The sequence below is a fragment of the Erwinia sp. genome, assembly GCF_031978025.1.
Lineage (GTDB): Bacteria > Pseudomonadota > Gammaproteobacteria > Enterobacterales > Enterobacteriaceae > Erwinia.
In genome coordinates this window covers 1-4,109 of record NZ_DALZCD010000335.1, presented here as the reverse complement: position 1 = coordinate 4,109, position 4,109 = coordinate 1, and the positions used below count along the sequence as shown (strand labels likewise).

At 57.0% G+C, this 4,109-nt stretch carries 4 protein-coding genes and 1 pseudogene; 3 read left to right on the top strand and 2 right to left on the bottom strand.

Annotation, left to right across the window (positions count from 1 at the left end; translation table 11 throughout):
- From RTK32_RS19645 to RTK32_RS19635, 3 genes and pseudogenes are all read left to right on the top strand, one after another.
- Positions 1-91: pseudogene (locus RTK32_RS19645) on the top strand (carboxymuconolactone decarboxylase family protein); the annotation flags it as partial.
- 46 nt (positions 92-137) lie between these two features.
- The gene (locus RTK32_RS19640; RefSeq protein ID WP_312046916.1) at positions 138-818 is read left to right on the top strand and encodes a cupin domain-containing protein; all 681 of its coding nucleotides are present in this window, start codon (positions 138-140) and stop codon (positions 816-818) included.
- Positions 815-1,894 (top strand): FAD-dependent oxidoreductase, encoded by a 1,080-nt coding sequence (locus RTK32_RS19635; protein ID WP_312046915.1) that lies wholly within the window; start codon positions 815-817, stop codon positions 1,892-1,894. Before RTK32_RS19640 ends, RTK32_RS19635 begins: the two co-directional genes overlap by 4 nt.
- Positions 1,895-2,051: 157 nt before the next feature.
- Here the strand turns inward: RTK32_RS19635 and RTK32_RS19630 are convergent, their stop codons facing one another.
- Both RTK32_RS19630 and RTK32_RS19625 read right to left on the bottom strand, forming a co-directional pair.
- Positions 2,052-2,792: an SDR family oxidoreductase gene (locus tag RTK32_RS19630; RefSeq protein ID WP_312046914.1), complete on the bottom strand. Its 741-nt coding sequence runs from the start codon at positions 2,790-2,792 to the stop codon at positions 2,052-2,054.
- A 114-nt stretch (positions 2,793-2,906) separates the two neighbouring features.
- A complete protein-coding gene (locus RTK32_RS19625; protein WP_312046913.1) occupies positions 2,907-3,851 on the bottom strand; it encodes a LysR family transcriptional regulator in 945 nt (314 codons plus the stop codon).
- Between the last annotated feature and the right edge of the window lie 258 nt (positions 3,852-4,109).

Sequence of the window (4,109 nt, the reverse complement as noted above, 5' to 3'; positions counted from 1 at the left end):
GCTGGCCGTTGCCATTAACCTGAACACCGGCGCAGCGTTAACCTACACTGCCCGTGCCCTGGATGTTTACGACAACCTGCCCAATAAATAAACCTGAAAAGGGTACCTGTGACGGTGCCCTTTAACCGATGATGATTATGTTAATTAATGCTGATTTTTCAAAGTGCGCCATCATTACCCCTGATGACTACAACTGGGTGCCTTCCCCGCAGCGCGGTATTGAACGCGTCATGCTTGACCGGACAGGTCAGGAGCAGGCTCGTGCAACCAGCCTGGTCAACTATGCCCCGGCGTCTGTGTTTCCCGAGCACAGCCATCCCGATGGCGAAGAAATCCTGGTGCTGAGCGGTATGTTTACGGAAAACGGCGTGGATTACCCGGCAGGCTGGTATCTGCGCAGTCCGGACGGGTCGTCTCATCAACCCTCCAGCCGCGACGGTGCCACCATTTTTGTCAAGCTGCGCCAGATGTCTGCCGAGGAACGCCTGCCCGTCAGAATCAATACAAAAGATGAAAGTAACTGGCACGGCCAGCCGCAACGAGCAATTTGCCCGCTGTTTTCAGGCACATTCGAACGCGTTTTACTTCAGAGGCTTGCTTCTGACGAGTGTGTTTTCGACGCGCCACCTGTCGGGGGGGCCGAACTTTTGATCCTGGAAGGCGAGCTCAGGGCGCCGGAAGGTTGCTATAAGAAGGGAAGCTGGCTCCGCTTTCCTTCAGGCGACATGCCTTCCCTCATCAGCACCAATAATGGCGCGCTTATTTACCTGAAAACGGGACACCTCAGTCCGGTTATGCTGGCCGGGGCGTCAGGGTGAAAAGCAGGGTTATTATTATTGGGGCAGGGGTCAGCGGGCTGTATGCTGCTACGCTACTGGAAAAAGCCGGTGTGGATTATGTGATTCTGGAGGCCCGGAACAGGACGGGGGGGCGTGTGCTGTCAGCTGAAGTTCCAGGGCTGTCCGTGGATATGGGGGCAACCTGGTTCTGGCCGCAGAACCAGCCTGATTTCGCGCGATTGATTGAGCAGCTGGGGCTGACGGCAATCCCACAGGGGCGACCAGGCGACAGGCTGTATGAGCGTCAGCTCAATGTGCCCCCGCAACGTTATCCTGCTTATGAAAGCTCACCGGCAGCGTTCAGGCTGAAGGGGGGAATGCAGGCGCTCACGGCTGTGCTGAAAAGCCAGATCCCGGCTCACAAAATTAAGTCGGGCCAACAGGTGGTTGCCATTTCCAGCGTCAGTGAGGGGATACGGGCGCAGGCGCAAACGGAGGAGGGAGCAAAAACGCTTTACGCTGGCGAACATATTTTCCTCGCTCTGCCGCCTGCGCTGGCAGCGAAAATAATGTTTACGCCAGCGCTGCCGGAAGGACTCATTTTACGGTGGCAGAGAATACCCACCTGGATGGCCCCCCATGCAAAGTATGTCGCCGTTTATCACACCGATTTCCTGCGGGCACGGCAGCTTTCCGGCGATGCCAGCAGTCAGGTCGGCCCGATGGTTGAAATTCACGATGTTTCCGAACCTGAGTCGGGGAAAACGGTGGTTTTTGGCTTTATTGGTATACCGGCTAAGTCGAGATGGACAGTCAGCGAAGAGAGGCTTAAGCAACTCTGTAAGGAACAGCTTGCGCGCCTGTTTGGTAAGGATGCGGCCGAACCCGAAGCCGAGTGTCTGAAAGACTGGGCAGCCGATCCTTTTACGGCAACAGATTTTGACCTGCTGCAGCAAGGCGGACACCCACTTCCCGAGCAAATCCCGGTGCAGGGAGAATGGGCAGGTAAAATAACGGCGATTGCCAGCGAGTGGTCACCGCAATTTTCAGGCTACCTTGCCGGGGCGGTGGACTCCGCTTCTGAGGGGATCCAAAACTGGCTACAACGGGGATAGCCTGCGTGAACCGGAGGCCAGCTGTCGGCAGGCACGGTAGCCGGTTCGATAATGAATTCGCGCACGGGTAAGGGCTCTTCAGAAACATCCGCTTATGGCGTGCAGAGCAGGCACCAGTATCCTGAGGGCTTTCAGTTACTTTCCTGCCCCCAAATCATCAGTAATGTACCAGCCCGCCGTCTACAGCATACTGGCTGCCGGTCACGTAGGATGCGTCATCGGACAGGAGGAAAAGGGCAACTGCCGCGGCTTCTTCTGCTGTGCCTGCGCGACCCAAGGGAACCTGACTGACCACAAAATCTTCAAACTGCCGACGCGACTCTGCAGGCATAAAGTGCCTGAAGTTGGTTTCAATGGGGCCTGGCACCAACGTGTTGGCGCGGATACCGCGTTCAGCCAGGGCTGATGCCCAGCTTTTAACCATAGCGATAACGGCGCCTTTGGTCGCTGCATACAGGCTTGTCATGGCCGCCCCCTCATAAACAGAAGAAGAGGAGGTGACCAGCACAGAGGCTCCCGGATTGAGTGAGCCGGAGAGGGCAGCAAGCTGCAACATCGGGCCGCGAACGTTAGCGTTCATCATGTGGTTGAAAGCCTCAGCCGTCACCGATTCCGGAGAGCCTACTTCAGCAAAGCCGGCATTAAGCCATAATCCGTCGAGCGTTCCCCAGCTGCTGATAGCTTCCCCCAGCCCGTTTATGTCGGTTTCACTGGCAGCATCATTTTTGAGGATAAGTGAGTGCTTAGGTAGCAGGCCGCGAGCGCATTCAAGTCGTTCTGCATTCAGCCCGGTAATAGCCACCTGGCCGCCTTCACGAACAATACGCCGGGCGCCTGCAAGACCCATCCCGCTTGTACCGCCAGTAATAAGGATACGTTTTCCCTGAAACCTGCCCATGGTAACTCCCTCTTTGTCTTCAAAATAATCGCTTACCTTATAGACGTTAAAGAGCGTGCGTCATCTGTTTCATATCGCAACGATACCCTTACTGTATTAACCTCCGCTTCGGGATTAACGGCAGGCGCGCCGGTTTACATCGTTGTCGGCAATCTTCTCCGCCAGGAAATCGATCAGCACCCGGCATTTCGGCGGCAGAAAACGGTTCGGGTGGTAGAGGATCCACGACATGCCGTAGTACGAGGTCTGGTAGTCCCACTGCGGCAGCACCTCGACGACCTGTTGGGCAGCAAGCGCGTCTTTTGCGACAAACCACGGCAAACAACCGATCCCCAGATGGCTGAGTACCCCTTCCAGCCGCGCTTTGCTGTGGTTGGTGACATAGCGCCCGCGAACCGTGACGTTAACCTGCTCCTGGGTGTGCAGGTGGGAAAACCGCCAGCAATTATCCCCGGCGACTTCCCCGAGATAGAGGCAACTGTGCTGCGCGAGGTCACTGGGGTGCTGCGGGCAGCCGCGTTTTTCCAGGTAAGCGGCCGTTGCGCAGAGGATATGGCTGACGCGGATAAGCGGGCGGGCCGCCAGCCCGGCCGGGGGCGTGTCGGTAATGCGTACCATCAGGTCAAGGTCATCGCCGATAAGGTCAGCCGGGCGGTCAGTGAGCCTCAGCTGAATATCCACCTCCGGGTAGCGGTGTAAGAATTCCTCGATATGCGGGGCGATCAGTTCTTTGCCGAAGGCGCGCGGGGCGCTGAGTCTGACCATCCCCTGCGGCGTATCGTTGACCCGTTCCGCCAGCTCCAGCACGGATCGGGCCGACTCGACCATTTCACAGCAGCGGGCGTAGGCATCGCTTCCCGCTGCCGAGAGCTTCAGCCGCCGCGTAGTTCTTATCAGCAGCTTGACCGACAGCGCCTGCTCAAGGCTCGCCACCTGGCGGCTGACCGACGAGGCCGTCGTGCCCAGCTGTTCCGCCGCCGCAGAAAAACTGCCCGTCTCCACCACTTTGACAAACACCGCCATATACGGCAGCAAACCCATGTATTGATTTGTTCTCATAGCGTAAGAGTCTTGTTTGTTTACCCGGCTTATTCCCCTGCGCGGGATCGCCCATACTCGCCTGACGGCAAGCCCTGAAAAAACCAACGTTTACTTTACAAGGAAAGAGAACATGAATCGTTATCGACACGTACGCAGCCTTGACGATCTCTCTTATGTGTCCCGTCAGTCGAAGCATATCCTGACCCTGTTTAGCGGGGGCGTGGACAGCAGCTACCTGTTATACAAACTATCGCAGACCGGTTGCAAAGTCACCGC